This is a genomic window from Flavobacterium sp. GW821-FHT11G01 (assembly GCF_058808175.1).
The window spans coordinates 44,074-62,151 of record NZ_JBXARK010000008.1 but is presented as its reverse complement, the minus strand read 5'-3'; the positions used below and the strand labels follow the sequence as shown (position 1 = coordinate 62,151).

The following is an 18,078-nucleotide window of genomic DNA, read 5'->3' as shown; positions in this document are numbered from 1 at the left end:
TTTATGAAATTCCGAGTTTCAGTTCTCTTCTCTATTTACGGTCTGTTTTTGTATTCGACAGAAACAAATGCACAAACAAAGCTAGTCTATTTCAGATAAGGTTGCCAACAAGAATAATGAGTTAAATGAGGTTGTCATTAAAAAACAGGCACAATTAGTAAAATATTCTTCAAACGGAACAATCGAAGTAAATGTGGCCAATACATTGCTGTCGACAAGTAGTTCTGTCAATGAATTATTAGGGAGAGTGCCGAATGTTGTCGTCTCTGAGGGTCAAATTAGTGTTTTGGGAAAAGGAGAAGCAATAATTTACCTTAACGGAATATTGATTAATTATGAAAGGTTTGCTGCAATCCCAGTTTCGCAAATCTCGAAAATTGAAGTAATTTCAAATCCTTCAGCAAAGTATGATGCCGAGGGAAAAGCAGTAATTAATATCATTACCAAAAAAAACATTGAAAATGGAATTATGGGAACGGCAACTCAGCAAGTAACTGTTTCTAAATTTGCAGGAACAAGTACCAACACACTGCTTGACTTTAATTACGCAAAAGGGAACTTTTCTTTTATTACAAATTACGGATTGCAATTAGGAAAAGGGAGAGAGCTCTTGTACACAACCAGAACACGGCCAAATCCTGTGGAATTTATGACGTCAGAATTAACGACAGACTGGAGACGCCAGTTTAATAATTATTCTAATTTTGGATTTGGATTGCAATATACTTTTTCAGAAAAGAATTACATCTCACTTGCCTATAGTGGTAATATTGAAGATTTGGGTGGTGTTGTTGAAAGTCGAAATTCGATAACGAATAATTTAGAAAAGAGTTTTTATGCCACTGATATTAATAAAAATGACGTTTTATTGAATCAGTTTGTGAATTTAAATTATAATGCGATAACTGACAAAAAAGGTTCGTCATTATTTATTGGATCACAATATTCTAATTATAACGGAACCATCAAAGATTTTATTGATGAAAATGGTTTGGTAAATGACGTTATTACGCAAAAGTATCTTAAGAACAATGTTGGCAATACCATAAATATATTTACTACTCAGGCTGATTATTCTAAAAAAATTAAAGAAGACTCCAGGCTGGAAACGGGAGCTAAATATAGTTATGCAACCATTAAATCAGCTACAGATTTTTTGATTGCAGATGCAGATGATATGAATTTTGAGTTTGATGATGAACTTTCGAGCAATTTTAAATACCAGGAGCGTATTGGTGCAGCGTATTTTAATTACGGAAGTTCAATTGGCGAGAAGTTTGATTTTTCTGTAGGTGCAAGAGGCGAATGGACAAAATATAATTTGTATACGAATGCAAACGGGATTCAAAAATTCGAAAAAAGCTATGGCAATCTTTTTCCTAACTTACTTTTAAATATCGACTTTTCTGAAGATTGGAAAGCTCATTTTTCGTATGTGTCGAGAATTACAAGACCAAGATATCAGGCATTAAATCCGTATGTTATTTATCAGGATCCATTTACGACTATCGAAGGAAATCCTAATTTGCTTCCGGAAAAAGTTCATGCTTTTGAAATTGGAACAATGTATAAAAAGTTTGATTTTAAAATTGGATATACTTATAAAATTGACCCTATTTCTGGAGCTGCTTTGCGAGGGGATACTCCAAATAGTTATATTTTACGATCATTAAATCTTGACAAAGGATATACATTTTTTACCTCGCTATCACGATCTTTTAATATAAAATGGTGGAATTCTACGAATACAGTAAGTATGAATTTAACCAAGTCCATAGACAATTTTTATTCATTTGAATTAGGTCCGGTTAAGCCACAGATTTATTTGTACTCGAATAATACCTTTACGATTCCAAATCTTTTTAAGCTGCAACTGCTTGCCTGGTATTTAGGAGACAGAAGTTATGGATTAGGGAGTGATAACAGCCGTTCGACAGTAACATTAGGAATCGAAAGAAATTTTTTTAAAGACGCTTTAAAGATAAATTTTACAGCAAACGATATTTTTCACGATTTCATGGTTTCCGGCAATTACGAAGTTGGACAAACCGAAATTTATTATCACAGAACATACACAACAAATTATTTTAGATTTATGGCAATCTATAGTTTTGGGAATTCAAAAAAGATAAACTATAAGAAATCTGAAATTGAGCAGACAGAAAATAATAGGGCTCGATAGGATTCAAAAAAGGCTTCACTGATTAGTGAAGCCCTTTTATAAATATATTTGAATTGAAATAATTACCTTTTATAAAGCAATATTAATTGAGTTCTTTAGTAACAATTTGCATGGTTTCGCGGCTTACTTGTTTTAGCAAAACTTCTTTGTTCTCTTCAACTGTATGGGCAGCTTGTTCAGTAAAATGTCGAATCGTGTATAAAGTTACATTTTCGTTATAATCAACTTTGAATTTTTTCGAAAGAATGGCATTCAACTCATTAAAATTTTCAAATTTATCTTCTACACAAACAGAAAAACTAATCGCCGAATTCTGAATTAAATTCACTTTGATTTTAAATTCATGGAACAAGGCAAAAATTTCACTAATGTTTTCTTCCATAATGAAAGAGAAATCGATAGACGAAAGTGAAATTAAAAGCTGATTTCTTTTTACAATAAAACAAGGATATTGTGGCTCAAGATCAACACCTTTAGAAACGCAGGTTCCTTTTAATAATGGGTTGATAAAAGATTTTACGTATAATGGAATTTCTTTTTTCTGTAATGGTTGTAATGTTTTGGGGTGAATTACTGTTGCTCCGTAAAAAGCCAATTCAATTGCTTCGCGATAAGAAATTTGATTTAACAAACTTGCATTTTCAAAATAACGCGGATCAGCATTCATAACTCCCGGAACATCTTTCCAGATCGTTACACTTTCAGCATTTAAGCAATAAGCAAAAATTCCGGCCGTATAATCAGAACCTTCACGGCCTAAAGTTGTCGTGAAATTGTTTTCATCGGCACCTAAAAATCCCTGTGTGATATTTAATGTTTTTCTTGGAACATTTTTACTGATGTTTTGTTGCGTAGTTTCCCAGTCAACTTCAGCATCTCTGTAATTTGCATTTGTTTTGATGAAATTACGAACGTCAAGCCATTGCGTTTTAATTCCCATGAAATTCATGAAATGACTTAAGATTGTAGTCGAAATTAATTCTCCAAAACTCACAATCTGATCATAAACAAAATTGTAATTTGGAGATTTATTATGCGCTAAAAAATATTCTAATTCTGAAAATTGCTCTTTTACAGCCGCAAAGACAGCATGTTTTTCATCTTCAAATAAATCTAATAATATTTGATTGTGATATTTTTTGATTTCCTGTACAGATGAGTTCAATTCTGCCGATTTATCAAAGTAATTCTTGATCACAACCTCAAGAGCATTTGTGGTTTTTCCCATTGCCGAAACCACTAAAATCACATCTTCATACCCCACTTTTTGTAAAACGTCATAAACGTTTTTAATTCCATCTGCATCTTTTACTGATGCTCCTCCAAATTTAAATACTCTCATTTTTAATTTTGTATATGCTGTTCTTTTATAATTTTATAATCTGTGGTTATATTTTTTTATAGTTTTTCGAGAAACGAATTAATTCCGGCTTCATCCATTTGAACCACTTGCCAGTCTTCAAGAATTCTTGCGCCCGAATTCTTATAGAAGTTAACTGCCGGTGTATTCCAGTCTAAAACATTCCATTCAACTCTTCTCACATTATCTCTTTTTCCTTGTTTCATAATTTCAGCATAAAGTGCAGATCCTAAACCGGTACCACGCATTTTATCTTTAACAATTAAGTCTTCAAGATGTATTGTTTTTCCTTTCCAGGTTGAGTAACGATAATAATAAAGTGCAATTCCAACAATTTCGTTTTCAACTTCTGCTACGAAAACCTGAAATAATGGTTTTTCACCAAAGCCGTCACGTACTAAATCATCAACAGTTATTACAACAGCGTCGGGTTCTTTTTCGAATATTGCCAACTCCTGTATCAATCCCAAAACTGATTCCATGTCTTCAGGATTTCCTTTTCTAATATTCATATTTGTAAAATTTATTTTTGTACTATTTATAGTATTACCTTTCATTTTACTGCGTTTGTTTGTACGAGCTTTTTCTGAGGAGCAATTTCTATATTCTTATTATTAAGCGTTTATTAGCTAAAAAAGTGTGTTTTTACTACGTGCTTTCCACCTTTAATTAGCAAATATACAATAGTAGCAAACTAACAAAATAATTTTTAAATCATTCTCACAAAATAAGCGATATTTGTGACTTAAAATTAAAACTATAACGATATAGCAATGGAAGAACGCAATAAAACACTGGGAGAGTTTATTATTGAGAACCAAAAAGCATTTCAGTATTCGTCGGGGGAGCTTTCCCGAATTATCAACTCTATACGTCTGGCAGCAAAGGTTGTCAACTATAAAGTAAACAAGGCTGGATTAGTCGATATTATAGGCGCTGCAGGCGAACAAAATATTCAGGGCGAAGACCAGCAAAAATTAGATGTTTATGCAAACGAAGTATTTATCCAGACGTTAATAAACCGTGAGATTGTCTGTGGAATTGCTTCAGAAGAAAACGACGATTTTATAACTGTTCAGGGGAGCGACAACAGTCATAATAATAAGTACGTGATCTTAATGGATCCGCTTGACGGATCTTCAAACATTGATGTGAATGTTTCATTAGGAACTATTTTTTCTGTTTTTAGAAGAATAACACCAATTGGAACTCCGGTAACAAGCGAGGATTTTTTACAGCCGGGCATCAATCAGGTAGCAGCAGGATATGTAATTTACGGAACATCGACAATGTTGGTTTATACAACCGGACATGGGGTGAATGGTTTTACATTGAATCCGGCTATAGGAACATTTTATCTTTCACATCCAAATATGAGATTTCCACAAGACGGACATATTTATTCGGTAAACGAAGGAAACTATGTGCATTTTCCGCAAGGAGTAAAAAATTATATCAAATATTGTCAGCGTGAAGAAGATGACAGACCTTATACGTCAAGATATATTGGAAGCTTAGTCTCAGATTTTCATCGAAATATGATCAAAGGCGGAATTTATATTTATCCAACAAGTTCAAAAGCACCAAAAGGAAAATTACGTTTATTGTATGAATGTAATCCGATGGCTTTTATAGCAGAGCAGGCGGGTGGAAAAGCAACAGATGGTTTTGGAAGAATTATGGAAATCCAGCCGACAGAATTGCACCAAAGAGTTCCGTTTTTCTGCGGAAGCTATAATATGGTAGAGAAAGCTGAAGAATTTATGGCAGCTGAATAAGTATTCAGTGTTCAGTTTTTAGTATTCAGTCACAGTAATCCTAACAGGTTTTTAAAACCTGTTAGGATTACTGTTTTAAGTTTTCAGTAATAAAAAAAGTAAACCCGACAGGTTTTGAAACCTGTCGGGTTTATAAAAATTAGTTTCAATTTCAGTATCAGTATAAAGCTGAATACTAAAAAAGTGAACACTGAATACTATTTATTCATATTCTCCATTTCGAAAAGGAAAGTATCCAAATCTACTTTTTTGTCAACTAATGACAATGCTTTTCTAATAATATGATTTACGTTTCCTGGCGTAAATCCTAAAGCTAATCCCATACGTGTTAGCATAACTTCTTGTTGATCACCCAAATGATGGTCTACGTGAACCATTCTTGCCAAATCATATAAACGCTCTAAACGTTGCGCATATAAATAAGGTGGATTTATAGAATGTTGCCACGGATCTTTAAGGATTTCGTTATATTCGTCTTCTGAAATTTCTAACCTTGAAGCTAGTTTGTCCAAAAAAGCTTTCTCTTCGTCATTAATTTTTCCGTCAGCATATGCTACACGCACAATTGCAGAGAAATGACCTCTGTTTCTTTGTTTGAATTCGTTATCAAATAATTCTGAAAATGGCATAATTAATAGGGTTTTATATAGAACAAAGATAAATCTTATTTTAATTTAACATTTTAAATTTCTCATAAAATTTAACTTATTTTTCTGCGTTGAATTAATATCGGGGTTTCTTTAATTTTCAAAATAAATCGTAAGTTTACATCCCCTTAATCAATTAATACCATTACCCCTATGTCAGAATTTTGGATTTATTTTCAGATAGGATTAAAACACGTTTTAGATATCCATGCCTACGATCACGTTCTTTTTTTAATCGCCTTAACTATCCCGTATTTGTTTAAAGACTGGAAACGAATTCTGCTTTTAGTTTCTCTTTTTACAATCGGTCATACCTTGGCTTTGTTACTTTCTGTTTTTGGAATAATCGTTATAAAAGTAAATATAGTGGAGTTTTTAATTCCGATTACCATTTTGATAACAGCCATATTTCATCTTTTTACAGCAGGAAAAGCGACTAAAAATGAAGGTGTGAATTTAATTTTTATGGTAACGCTGTTTTTCGGAATCATACACGGACTTGGATTTTCAAACTATTTTAAAACCATTTTAGGTGGTTCGCCAAGTTCAAAATTATTACCTTTAGGCGAATTTGCATTAGGAATTGAAGCAGCACAGTTAGTAGTTGTTTTTGTAGTTTTGATACTATCCTATATTGTGCAGACCGTATTTCGTTTTTCAAAACGCGACTGGGCACTTGTAATGTCGGCTTTTATTATCGGAGTTGTAATTCCGATGATTATTGAAAGCCCAATTTGGAACAGATAAAATAAATGGACTTAAAAAAAATAAATAAGTACGATAAAGCGTACCTTCGTATTGCAAAAGAATGGGGCGCACTGTCTTACTGCAAACGTAAACAGGTTGGTGCCATTATCGTAAAAGACCGGATGATTATTTCTGACGGTTATAACGGAACACCATCCGGATTTGAAAATTGCTGTGAAGATGAAGATGGGTTAACCCGTTGGGAAGTTTTACACGCCGAAGCAAATGCAATTCTAAAAGTAGCCAGATCAACACAATCTTGTGAAGGTGCAACTTTATATATTACACTTTCGCCTTGCAAAGAATGTAGTAAATTAATACATCAGTCGGGAATAAAGAGAGTGGTTTACCAAAACGGATATCGCGATGATTCCGGAATTCAATTTTTATTAAAAGCAGGTGTCGAAGTCGAACATCTTCCTGTTTTAGAAGAGTAAATGAAATTTAATTCGAAATATTTGCCAATCGTGATCGGAGCGACTTTTGCTCTCGGAACTGTCCTCGGAAGCCTGATGAATGCTCCCGTTGATGACGGTCTTTTGGCTAAAAATTACTCCAAAACAAAACTCAACAAACTGATCGATTTTATCAATAATGAATATGTCGACAGTATCAATACCGATTCAATTGTAAACCTGACAGTTGATAATATTTTATCTAAATTAGATCCGCATTCTGTTTATATTCCGCCAAGCGAACAGGCAGAAGTGGCCGAAAGCATGAAAGGTGATTTCGTAGGAATCGGAATTAATTTTTATATGTATAAAGATTCTGTTGCGATTATAAAACCTATTGAAAATGGACCTTCTGCGAAAGCCGGAATAAAATCCGGAGACCGAATTTTATTTGCCGGAAAGACGAAATTATTTGGCAGAAAATTACCTTCCGATAGTTTGTTCTCCAAATTAAAAGGATTGCAGGGTTCTGAGATAGAATTGACGGTTTTTAGAAAATCGGAACAAAAGAAACTGAAGTTTAAAGTAAAAAGAGATGTTATTCCGATAAAAAGTGTCGATGCCTCTTTATTACTTGGAAATAATATCGGTTACATCAAAATCAATCGTTTTGCCGAAACTACTTTTAATGAATTCAAAACCGGTTTAACAAGATTAAAACAAAGCGGTATTCAATCGCTTGTAATTGATCTTCGAGACAACGGCGGCGGTTATATGGAAGAAGCTGTGGCTATTGCCGATGAATTTTTGAAAGACAAACAACTGATCGTTTTTACCAAAAATAAAAACGGAACAACAGAGAAAACATACGCGACAAAAGCCGGAAGTTTTGAAACCGGAAAAGTATATGTTTTGATCAATGAAAATAGTGCATCTGCAAGTGAAATTTTAGCAGGAGCCTTACAAGATAATGACCGTGGAATTATCGTAGGTCGACGTTCTTTTGGAAAAGGATTGGTACAACGCGAAATGGATTTCAACGACGGATCTGCTGTACGTTTGACCGTAGCAAGATATTATACTCCGACAGGAAGATCAATTCAAAAGCCTTATAAAAAAGGAAACGAAGAGTATTTTAAAGAATCGGAATCTCGTATAAAATCGGGTGAACTTTATGCTAAAGACAGTATAAAAGTGGCCGACTCATTAAAGTTTAAAACACCAAAAGGCAAAATTGTATACGGCGGCGGCGGAATCGTTCCTGATGTTTTTGTTCCGATGGAAGCAGAACATGGAAATGAAAATGTTGGCTATTTATTACAAACCGGAGTAGTAGGTCATTTTGTTTTTGAAGAATTAGATAAAAACCGAAAAGCTTTTACCGGACTTAAATTTAATGAGTTTTTAGCTGAAATGAAAAACTCGGATGTTTATTTCAAGAAATTCAAAAACTATATTTTCATGACGGGTTTGGATTTAAAATTAGACAAAACCAAAGCTTTGGTTAATCGTTATATCACTGCCGAATTTGCCAGACAATTGTATGGTGAACTCTATTATTACGATGTGATTTTGAAAGAAGATGCGATGATTAAAGCAGTTCAGAATCCGAAAAAATAACGTTGAAACCTTTTTAAGATGAAAATAGAAGCTGTTGTAAATGCTGAAATAGAACTTTTGACTGCCATTAAAAATGCAGATGTTTCGTTTCTAGAAAAAATCCTCCACGACGATTTGCTTTTCAATTTACCCGATGGAAATACGATTACGAAAGAATTTGATCTGAATTCCTATCGTTCAGGCAAAATGAAAATTGATGCACTGGAAGCTGTAGACCAAACTATAAATTTAATTGAAGATGTTGCGGTTGTTGCGGTAACAGTTTCATTAAAAGGATCGTTTGATAATAATCCTATAAATGGCGCTTTTCGCTACATCAGAGTCTGGAAACAATTTGACGAAAACCTAAAAGTGATTGCAGGAAGCTGTATTCAATTACAATAAAATAATAATAATTTATTTAAATATAATGTAATGAATCTCGCCTAAATAGTGCGAGATTTGTGTTTAAAATATATAATATGAAAAATCTAAAAAGAATAAGTTTTCTTGTAGTTTTAATGACTTTTATAATTTCTTGCACAAGTATGAAAGATACTAATAACAATACCGTAACAGGAAAAGTAGATTCAATAGAAGCAGGGAAAGACGGTTATACCGCTAAAATTTCTACAGCTGCTAAAGAAGTTTATTTTGCCACAATCAGCATAGTAAATTTTGGTGGGCCTCAAAATTATAAACAATTAAAAATTGGAGATAATGTTTCTGTAAAAGGAGAAATCTGGAAAACAGAAGATGAAAAACATATCAAGGTAACTGAGATTGTTTCGGTGAAATAATCGTTAAGAATATTTTTAACCATTAAGAGATTAAGTTTATTAAGCTTTGCGGCTTCTTTTCTTAATCTCTTAATGGTTTTGTTATGTTTTGAAGCTTAAGTTTATTAAGGGCAAAAACTTATGTCTGAAATTTTCTCGACACAACTTTGCGATTAAATTTATTAAATACAGAAACTTAATTTCTCTTAATCTCTTAATGGTTCAGAATAAAAAAACTTATGTTTTAAAATTATCGAATGCTATCGTGTGCGTGAGTTTGTACGCCATTATTCCATAAAGTCAGAATATCTGTAGCAACAGCAGCGCCGCTTCCTGCAGCAATGGCTAATTGACTTCTCCAGCCGGCTAAAGTTCCAATAACATAAATGCCATCAGCAACTTTATGATCGTCGTTTTTAAGCTGAATACGTTGTTTTTCCGGAAGTGCTTTTTTATGCGGTTCAATATACTGCATTAAACCTTCAATATCGAAAGTATTGGCAGAACCAATTCCGATTACAATATTTTTAGTTTTATATGAGTTTTTATTAGTAGTAACGGTAAATTCAGGATAAGTACCTTCAACTTTAACTACTTTTTCGTTTGGAATCTGAGTAATGTGAGGATAAGTCATGGCTAAATCCTGCGTACTTTCTACAAGTAATTCAGATCCTAATTTACCAGGCATTATTCCGTATGCGTTATAGAAGATCGCTTCTTGCAGTGAAGAATTCTTTTGATGGGTGAAGATTCCGATTTTTTTATCGACAACAAAAGCTTTGTTTTTGGCAGAACCTAAAACGAGAGCACAAGACATGCCTGATACGCCTCCGCCAATAATTAGAACGTCAAACATATTATCTGTTGTCGTGCATTTTTTCTTCAATTCTTTTTGAAATTCTAAAAATCAAAAGAATTAATACCGCGCAAAAAGCAGCTGCGATCCCAATAAGTGCTACACCGCTATCTCCCTGAAAAGGATTTTTAAAGTCTAATTGTGTAATATTAAAAACAATTAAAGCTAATGCTAAAAGCACTAAGATTGAAGTAAAGATTTTCATATGGTTGTTTGTTTGTCTAAAAATTAAACTAAAACTTTATACATATAGTAAATATGTTAAAAGTTCTATTTAGAAATTTTATGGGGTAAATTTATAAAAATATCTGTTAGACGAACAAACCTTTAACATTAGCAGCGAATAATTTAACAGCAATTGCTAAAAGTATGACTCCAAATGTCTTGCGTACCACGCCAAGTCCGTTTTCTCCTAATAAATTTTCTATTTTTTTTGATGATTTCAAAACAATATATACTAAGATAATATTCAACAAAATTGCAATGATAATATTGATTGTATGAAATTGTGATCGAAGTGAAAGTAAAGTGGTCATTGTTCCTGCTCCTGCAATTAAAGGAAAAGCTAAAGGTACAATAGAAGCAGATCCTGGTTCTTCGTCACGGTAGATTCTGATTCCGAGAATCATCTCTAAAGCTAAGAAGAAAAGTACAAAAGATCCGGCAACGGCAAACGAGTGAACATCAATTCCAATAAGATTAAGTAAACCTTCTCCAACAAAAAGAAAAACAATCATAATCAATCCGGCTACTATAGAAGCCTTTTCAGATTCAATATGTCCCACTTTTGATCTTAAATTGACGATAATCGGAATGGATCCCACGATATCAATTACAGCAAAAAGCACCATTCCAACAGTAATAATTTCTTTAAAGTCAATTTCTAACATATTACTTTGATTTTAAGCGTTTAAAATTTTTGCAAAGGTAGAGAATAAAGATAGGTGTTTTTTTAATACACGACACTTTTGTTATAAAAACATGTTTTGTTGGTTAAAAAAGTGATGTTTGTAACAATTATAAGTTTTGCCACAGAGTATCGCAAAGATTTTTCACAGAGATTCACAAAGATTTAATGGTAAAAAGAGAAAAAAATAAATTATTCTTTGTGAATCTCTGTGAAAGCCTCTGTGAATCTCTGTGGTAAATTTTTTATCCGCTTTCTTTGACTATCTTTGCACTTTATAAATTACAGTACTTTATTATCATGTTTCAATTAGGGAAAACCATTATTTCAGAAGATATTCTTGAAAAAGAATTTGTGTGCAACTTGTCAGCTTGTAAAGGAGCCTGCTGTGTTGACGGAGATGCGGGTGCGCCTTTAAGCGAAGCAGAAACTAAAATTCTGGAAGAAATTTATCCTAAAGTAAAACCTTTTTTACGAAAAGAAGGAATCGCTGCTATTGAAGCACAAGGAACCTGGGTAAAAGGAACCGATGGTGATCTTGAAACGCCATTAATTGATGAAAAAGATTGTGCTTACGTGATTTTTGACGGTAAAACTGCACTTTGCGGAATTGAGCAAGCTTACAACCAAGGAATCGTAGACTGGAAAAAACCAGTTTCTTGTCATTTGTATCCAATCCGTGTAAAAGACTTTACAGAGTTTGCAGCAGTAAATTACGATAAATGGGATATTTGTGATGATGCGTGTTCTTTAGGAAAAGAATTGGAAGTTCCGGTTTATAAATTTGTCAAAGAAGCTTTAATTCGTCGCTTTGGTGAAGACTGGTATATGGAACTTGAAAAAGTAGCGGAAGAACTTAAAAATTCGAAATAAAATAAGTGTCTTAATTACGTCTTTTCAGGAACATATTTTAACTCAAAAAATAAAGTTTTAACTCAAAAAAAACTTTTTAAAAACAATTAATATTTCTTGCTTTTTATTACAAAAAGTCTATATTTTACAGGGGCTTTAGGTATAAATGACTATATTAAATGTCTCATTTACAAATATTTAATTATTGTCTGAAAAGTATCTCATTTTTTAGCGTTGTTAAAAACTACATCGAATTGTGAATAAGTTTGGCTTTCATTTTTGGCAACAAATGACAATCTTTGTAATCGTTCTGAATAAGTAAAAATTCAGCATAAAAATTAAATAAAATTGTCATGTCACAAGTCGAACCAATATTACAAGAAAATAAAAATCGTTTCGTTATTTTTCCTATCAAACATCATGATATTTGGGAATGGTATAAGAAAATGGAAGCTAGTTTCTGGACTGCGGAAGAAATCGATTTGCACCAGGATTTGACAGACTGGAATAATAAATTGAGTGATGATGAAAGATATTTCATCAAACATATTTTAGCATTTTTTGCTGCATCTGATGGAATCGTAAATGAAAACCTTGCTGAGAATTTTGTAAATGAGGTACAATATGCTGAAGCGAAGTTTTTCTATGGTTTCCAAATCATGATGGAGAACATTCATAGTGAAACCTATTCATTATTGATTGATACTTATGTGAAAGATGAAGCAGAAAAAGCAGAGTTGTTTAATGCTTTGGAAGTTTTTCCTGCAATCAAGAAAAAAGCAGACTGGGCTTTAAAATGGATCGAGTCCGATTCGTTTGCCGAAAGACTGATTGCTTTTGCTGCTGTTGAAGGTATTTTCTTCTCAGGTGCTTTTTGTTCCATTTATTGGTTGAAAAAACGTGGTTTAATGCCCGGTTTAACTTTCTCTAACGAGTTGATTTCTCGTGACGAAGGTGTACATTGTGATTTTGCAGTTCACTTGCATAATCATCACCTAATTAATAAAGTTCCGAAAGACAGAATTAAAGAAATCATTGTTGATGCTTTAGATATTGAAAGAGAATTTGTAACAGAATCTCTTCCGGTAAGTTTAATTGGAATGAATGCGACTTTAATGACACAATACTTAGAATTTGTTGCAGACAGATTATTGGTAGAATTAGGTTGTGATCGTGTGTATGGATCAGCCAATCCGTTTGATTTCATGGATATGATTTCTCTTCAGGGAAAAACTAATTTCTTTGAAAAACGTGTTGCCGAGTATCAAAAATCTGGTGTGATGAACACTGACAGCGATGCTCAGAAAATTTCATTTGACGCAGATTTTTAGACAACAAAATATTTTAGCGATCCCAAAAACGCTAAAAGGATAAAATCATTTTTTTTAAATTGAATCTCTTCCCAAATCGTAGATTCAATAACAATTTTTTGCATTTTCGATCTATTTTATAGGTTGGGAGCAGACAACTATTGAGGATTCAATAATTCTCAAAAAATAATTTAAAAACACGCAATGTTTAAGTACTGGAATTCGTTTTCTAGTAACTTTCATTTTTTCAATAACTAAAATAGTAAGCTTATGTTTGTAGTAAAAAGAGATGGCCACAAAGAGCCCGTAATGTTTGATAAGATTACAGAAAGAATCAAAAAGTTGTGTTACGGCTTGAATGAGCTTGTAGATCCTGTTAAGGTAGCCATGAGAGTTATCGAAGGATTGTATGATGGGGTTTCTACTTCTGAATTAGATAATCTTGCGGCAGAAACGGCGGCTTCTATGACTATTGCGCATCCAGATTATGCACAATTGGCAGCGCGTGTGGCAATTTCGAACCTACATTCAAATACTAAAAAATCGTTCTCAGAAACGATGAAAGATATGTATCACTACGTAAATCCAAGAAATGGACAAGAAGCGCCATTACTTTCGGATGAAGTATTTAATGTGATCCAGGAAAACGCTGCGTTTTTAGATTCTCATATCATTTACACAAGAGATTTCAATTACGATTACTTTGGTTTCAAAACTTTAGAGCGTTCGTATTTGCTAAAAATAAACGGAAAAATCGTAGAAAGACCACAACATATGTTGATGCGTGTTTCGGTTGGTATTCACTTAAATGATTTAAAATCGGTAATTGAAACTTACGATTTAATGTCTAAAAAGTTCTTTACGCATGCAACACCAACGTTGTTCAACGCGGGAACTCCAAAACCTCAAATGTCTTCTTGTTTCCTTTTGGCAATGCAGGATGATAGTATTGATGGTATTTATGACACTTTAAAACAAACCGCTAAAATATCGCAATCAGCGGGAGGAATTGGTCTTTCTATTCATAACGTTCGTGCGACTGGATCTTACATTCGCGGTACAAACGGAACTTCAAACGGAATTGTTCCGATGTTGAGAGTTTTCAATGATACAGCTCGTTATGTAGATCAGGGTGGTGGAAAACGTAAAGGAAGTTTTGCGATTTACATCGAAACCTGGCATGCTGATATCTTTGAATTTTTGGATTTAAAGAAAAATACAGGAAAAGAAGAAATGCGTGCGAGAGATTTATTCTTCGCCATGTGGACTTCAGATTTATTCATGAAACGTGTTCAGGAAGATACAACGTGGACATTAATGTGTCCTAACGAATGTCCTGGATTATACGACGTTTATGGAGATGAATTTGAAGCTTTATATACAGATTACGAATTTAGAGGAAAAGGTAGAAAAACGATTCGCGCACGTGAATTATGGGAGAAAATCCTGGAATCACAAATCGAAACCGGAACGCCTTATATGTTATATAAAGATGCGGCAAACCGTAAATCGAACCACAAGAATTTAGGAACAATTCGTTCTTCTAACTTGTGTACGGAGATTATGGAGTACACATCTAAAGATGAAATCGCAGTTTGTAACCTGGCTTCTATTTCGTTACCAATGTTTATTGATAACGGAAAATTCGACCACGAAGCACTTTACAATGTTACAAAACGTGTAACTCGTAATTTGAACAAAGTAATTGATAGAAATTATTACCCGGTAAAAGAAGCTGAAAACTCTAACATGCGTCACCGTCCGGTTGGATTGGGAGTGCAAGGTTTAGCCGATGCTTTTATCATGTTGCGTATGCCGTTTACAAGCGATGAAGCTAAAGCTTTAAACCAGGAAATTTTCGAAACTTTATACTTCGCTGCTGTAACCGCTTCTATGGAAATGGCAAAAGAAGAAGGACCATATTCTACATTTGAAGGTTCTCCAATGTCTAAAGGAGAATTCCAATACAATATGTGGGGAATGAAAGATGAAGAATTATCTGGTCGTTGGGACTGGGCTTCATTAAGAAAAGAAGTGGTAGAGCACGGAGTTCGTAACTCATTATTAGTTGCGCCAATGCCAACAGCTTCGACTTCTCAAATTCTTGGAAACAACGAAGCTTTCGAACCATATACATCAAACATTTACACACGTCGTGTATTGTCTGGAGAATTTATCGTAGTAAACAAACATTTACTAGAAGATTTAGTGAAACTTGGTTTATGGAACGAAGATTTGAAACAAGAAATCATGCGTCATAACGGATCTGTTCAAAATATTGATATTATCCCGCAAGACTTAAAAGAACTATACAAAACAGTTTGGGAAATGTCGATGAAAGATATTATCGATATGTCTCGTCAAAGAGGTTATTTCATTGACCAATCACAATCGTTGAACTTATTCATGCAAGATGCAAACTATTCTAAACTAACGTCAATGCACTTTTACGCTTGGCAATCAGGTTTGAAAACAGGAATGTATTACTTGAGAACGAAATCTGCAGTTGATGCGATTAAATTCACATTGAACAATGATAAAAAAGAAGAAACTGCACCGTCTTTAGTTGCTGCAACTGAAGAAATCAGTGTTGAGGATTACAAAGCAATGTTGCTAAAAGCACAAGCAGCAGATCCTGAGGATTGTGAAATGTGTGGATCTTAATTTTTTTTAGAAGAAAAAGAAGAAAGAATAAAGAGAAAAGATTTATTCTGAATTAATAGAAAGCAGTTATTGTAATGATAACTGCTTTTTTTTGGGAGCTATTTCCCGCTTTTCGTTTCAATCTTTTTATTTTTAAAGAAAAAATAAAAAGGATTTCCACTTCAATCGGGGCTAGGAATTTAGATTTTCATTATAAGTTTTTGTTCAATTCTTTTATAATCTTATTAATTTCGATTTCTGTAATAAAGCTAATTTTTCTGTCTTTCTCAACGAATTAAAAATCCAGTTTGTCATTCAGAAACAATGAGAAATATTTGCAAGCAATTTTTATCATAGCCCACGGTTTCAACCGTGGGGATACAATGCATTTTCATGATTCGTCTCCCACGGTTGAAACCGTGGGCTATATTATTATTGTTTCAATATAAAAACGGCAATAACCCCAAAGATTCACCGTTTTAATTATTACCAAAAACTTTTTTCCAAATCTTAGTATCTTAGTATCTTAGTATCTTAGTAACTAAGAAACTCAGCACCTTTTCTTTTAAACCTTTAAAGAAAAGTCAAGTCTTATTGTAATAATTTCTGAATTATGAAAAAAAGCAATCTTTGGTCCTTACGATTAGGTTTTTCAGGAAAACAAGCAGCTCAAATTGAAAAACTAGGATTAGAAAAATTTCTAAAACATTCTTATGATTCAAAATTTGATAAACAACTTCCTGCTTTTTTAGAAGACGATCCCAAAACACTTCTCGAGCTTAAAGCATTGCGCGAATCCATAAAAACTGCGGATTCTGAATTCAAAAAGAAGATTCTGAAAAGAGAAATCTATTCTAATGTAGAATTAAAAAAATGGTGGATCTCTAAAATGCGAAATGACGAATTTCCTTTACGCGAGAATATGGTTTGTTTTTGGCACAATCATTTCGTCTCCACTTCCCAAAAAGTAAAAGTCAATTATTGGATTTACCAGCACAATATGATTTTACGCGAACATGCTTTTGGAAATTTCAAAGAATTAACAAAGCAAATTGTAAAATCAAATGCCATGGTTCGGTATTTAGATAATGTCGATAATAAAAAAGGCAAAATCAACGAAAATCTTAGTCGGGAATTACTTGAATTATTTACAATCGGAATTGGGAATTATTCTGAAAGTGATATCAAAGAAGGAGCAAGAGCTTTAGCGGGATTAAATTATGGAGACGACGGCGCAGTTTACAGAAAAAATATAGAAGATAATAGCGACAAAACCTATTTCGGGAAAACCGGAAACTGGAAAGCAGATGATTTGGTTGACATTATTTTTGAGCAGAAAGAGATTCCCTATTTAATTACCCGAAAAATCCTGAAGTGGTTTGTTTATGATAATCCACCAGAAGATTTGGTGACTTTTTATGGAGATTATTTCAGAAAAGTAAAGTTTGAAATCGAACCACTGTTGACTAAAATTTTCACAGAAGAATATAAAAAGGAAATTTCAGGAACTAAAATCAAAAATCCGCTAGTATATATTTTACAGCTTTTAGAAGAATTGCATATTGATGATTTGGATGATGCGATGATACTATTTTTTCTGAAACAACAAGGAATGGATTTCTACAACCAAATAAATGTGAAAGGTTGGGACGGAGGAAATTCCTGGCTGACTTCGCAAATTTATCTGCAACGTAATAATACTTCAGATTTGCTTTGCAGCGGAAGAAGTATTACCAGAAAAGTTTTGAATACAATGAATTCTGAAAATGAAAAACCAAAAACAGAATTCGAAAAAATTGAGGTGAAAATTGATTTTGATTCCGATGGAAATAATAAAACCATTATTATGGGACTGTCAGATAGATTATTATTCAAAGTAAATGATGCAATGCAAAAAGACATGGAGAATTTACTAAAATATGACTTTGATCCCAAAGATCCGCACGCCAATTTCGCAGTGGCAAGGCTCTTTAATTACATCACGAAACTACCGGAATATCAGTTGATTTAAAAGCTTAACATT

General features: G+C 33.3%; 17 protein-coding genes. 11 read left to right on the top strand and 6 right to left on the bottom strand.

The genetic code is table 11. The annotated features are described in order from the left end of the window. Nucleotides 1-193 precede the first annotated feature (193 nt). A complete protein-coding gene (locus AC1RRN_RS14985; protein ID WP_492968067.1) occupies nt 194-2,182 on the top strand; it encodes a TonB-dependent receptor domain-containing protein in 1,989 nt (662 codons plus the stop codon). 82 nt (nt 2,183-2,264) lie between these two features. Here the strand turns inward: AC1RRN_RS14985 and AC1RRN_RS14980 are convergent, their stop codons facing one another. Then, on the bottom strand, nt 2,265-3,524 hold the full coding sequence (locus tag AC1RRN_RS14980; protein ID WP_492968066.1) for an aspartate kinase: 1,260 nt from the start codon (nt 3,522-3,524) through the stop codon (nt 2,265-2,267). 56 nt (nt 3,525-3,580) lie between these two features. Continuing rightward, complete coding sequence (locus tag AC1RRN_RS14975; protein WP_492968065.1) at nt 3,581-4,054, bottom strand: GNAT family N-acetyltransferase; 474 nt, start codon at nt 4,052-4,054, stop codon at nt 3,581-3,583. A gap of 261 nt (nt 4,055-4,315) precedes the next feature. Between AC1RRN_RS14975 and fbp the strand changes: the two genes are divergently transcribed. Beyond that, the gene (fbp, locus tag AC1RRN_RS14970) at nt 4,316-5,320 is read left to right on the top strand and encodes a class 1 fructose-bisphosphatase (RefSeq protein ID WP_492968064.1); all 1,005 of its coding nucleotides are present in this window, start codon (nt 4,316-4,318) and stop codon (nt 5,318-5,320) included. 197 nt (nt 5,321-5,517) lie between these two features. Here the strand turns inward: fbp and AC1RRN_RS14965 are convergent, their stop codons facing one another. Next, on the bottom strand, nt 5,518-5,949 hold the full coding sequence (locus AC1RRN_RS14965; RefSeq protein WP_492968063.1) for a TerB family tellurite resistance protein: 432 nt from the start codon (nt 5,947-5,949) through the stop codon (nt 5,518-5,520). 171 nt (nt 5,950-6,120) lie between these two features. Here AC1RRN_RS14965 and AC1RRN_RS14960 point away from each other — a divergent pair, with 171 nt between their 5' ends. From AC1RRN_RS14960 to AC1RRN_RS14940, 5 genes are all read left to right on the top strand, one after another. Further along, nucleotides 6,121-6,714 (top strand): HupE/UreJ family protein, encoded by a 594-nt coding sequence (locus AC1RRN_RS14960; protein ID WP_492968062.1) that lies wholly within the window; start codon nt 6,121-6,123, stop codon nt 6,712-6,714. Nucleotides 6,715-6,719: 5 nt separating this feature from the next. Then, nucleotides 6,720-7,151: a deoxycytidylate deaminase gene (locus AC1RRN_RS14955; protein ID WP_492968061.1), complete on the top strand. Its 432-nt coding sequence runs from the start codon at nt 6,720-6,722 to the stop codon at nt 7,149-7,151. Continuing rightward, nucleotides 7,152-8,729, top strand: a complete 1,578-nt coding sequence (locus AC1RRN_RS14950; protein ID WP_492968060.1) for a S41 family peptidase — start codon at nt 7,152-7,154, stop codon at nt 8,727-8,729. A gap of 18 nt (nt 8,730-8,747) precedes the next feature. Next, on the top strand, nt 8,748-9,113 hold the full coding sequence (locus AC1RRN_RS14945; protein WP_492968059.1) for a nuclear transport factor 2 family protein: 366 nt from the start codon (nt 8,748-8,750) through the stop codon (nt 9,111-9,113). A gap of 77 nt (nt 9,114-9,190) precedes the next feature. Beyond that, nucleotides 9,191-9,508, top strand: a complete 318-nt coding sequence (locus tag AC1RRN_RS14940) for a hypothetical protein (protein WP_492968058.1) — start codon at nt 9,191-9,193, stop codon at nt 9,506-9,508. A gap of 229 nt (nt 9,509-9,737) precedes the next feature. Here AC1RRN_RS14940 and AC1RRN_RS14935 read toward each other — a convergent pair whose 3' ends face one another. The 3 genes from AC1RRN_RS14935 to AC1RRN_RS14925 form a co-directional block, all read right to left on the bottom strand. Further along, complete coding sequence (locus tag AC1RRN_RS14935) at nt 9,738-10,343, bottom strand: FAD-dependent oxidoreductase (RefSeq protein WP_492968260.1); 606 nt, start codon at nt 10,341-10,343, stop codon at nt 9,738-9,740. A 1-nt stretch (nt 10,344) separates the two neighbouring features. Continuing rightward, nucleotides 10,345-10,548: a hypothetical protein gene (locus AC1RRN_RS14930; RefSeq protein ID WP_056187321.1), complete on the bottom strand. Its 204-nt coding sequence runs from the start codon at nt 10,546-10,548 to the stop codon at nt 10,345-10,347. A 106-nt stretch (nt 10,549-10,654) separates the two neighbouring features. Then, on the bottom strand, nt 10,655-11,233 hold the full coding sequence (locus AC1RRN_RS14925; protein WP_492968057.1) for a MarC family protein: 579 nt from the start codon (nt 11,231-11,233) through the stop codon (nt 10,655-10,657). 317 nt (nt 11,234-11,550) lie between these two features. Between AC1RRN_RS14925 and AC1RRN_RS14920 the strand changes: the two genes are divergently transcribed. The 4 genes from AC1RRN_RS14920 to AC1RRN_RS14905 all read left to right on the top strand — a co-directional run bounded on the left by AC1RRN_RS14920 (nt 11,551) and on the right by AC1RRN_RS14905 (nt 18,066). Then, entirely contained in the window at nt 11,551-12,123 is a 573-nt protein-coding gene (locus AC1RRN_RS14920) for a DUF3109 family protein (protein ID WP_492968056.1), read from the top strand. 332 nt (nt 12,124-12,455) lie between these two features. After that, complete coding sequence (locus AC1RRN_RS14915; protein WP_072969680.1) at nt 12,456-13,433, top strand: ribonucleotide-diphosphate reductase subunit beta; 978 nt, start codon at nt 12,456-12,458, stop codon at nt 13,431-13,433. A 249-nt stretch (nt 13,434-13,682) separates the two neighbouring features. Then, nucleotides 13,683-16,076: a ribonucleoside-diphosphate reductase subunit alpha gene (locus AC1RRN_RS14910; RefSeq protein ID WP_492968055.1), complete on the top strand. Its 2,394-nt coding sequence runs from the start codon at nt 13,683-13,685 to the stop codon at nt 16,074-16,076. 592 nt (nt 16,077-16,668) lie between these two features. Next, a complete protein-coding gene (locus tag AC1RRN_RS14905) occupies nt 16,669-18,066 on the top strand; it encodes a DUF1800 domain-containing protein (RefSeq protein WP_492968054.1) in 1,398 nt (465 codons plus the stop codon). The last annotated feature ends 12 nt before the right edge of the window (nt 18,067-18,078 follow it).